General features: G+C 69.5%; 1 protein-coding gene. It reads left to right on the top strand.

Annotated features, from left to right (window positions below; translation table 11 throughout):
• Positions 1-169: 169 nt before the first annotated feature.
• On the top strand, positions 170-387 hold a 218-nt coding region (gene tnpB / locus NJ376_RS20960; RefSeq protein WP_256476504.1), incomplete at its 3' end, for an IS66 family insertion sequence element accessory protein TnpB.

Below are 387 nucleotides of genomic sequence, written 5' to 3'. Positions count from 1 at the left end.
TGCCGGACCTACTGCAGCAGGCCTTGCCTGCCCCGCCCGCGGCGCCTGCGACCGTGGAGACGGCGGGCGGCATGGAGATCGTGCTGCCGAGCGGGGCCAGCGTCCGGGTGACGGGCGTCATCGATGCGGCAACGCTGCGCATGGTGCTGAGCGAGTTGGGTGGCCGCTGATGTTGGGCCCGCCGCCTGGTACGCGGGTGTTCCTGGCCTGCGGCGTGGCGGATATGAGGAAGGGCTTCGATGGCCTCGCGGCACTGGTGCAGACAGTGCTGGCGCAGGATCCCTACAGCGGGGCGATGTTTTGCTTTCGCGGGCGCCGCGGTGACCTGCGGAAAATCCTCGTCTGGGACGGCCAGGGCCTGATCCTCGTGGCGAAGCGGCTGGAAAA

Origin of the sequence: Siccirubricoccus soli, from assembly GCF_024178315.1 — a bacterium.
Lineage (GTDB): Bacteria > Pseudomonadota > Alphaproteobacteria > Acetobacterales > Acetobacteraceae > Siccirubricoccus > Siccirubricoccus soli.
The sequence above is the reverse complement of the archived record's forward strand: the minus strand, read 5'-3'. Positions and strand labels throughout refer to the sequence as shown.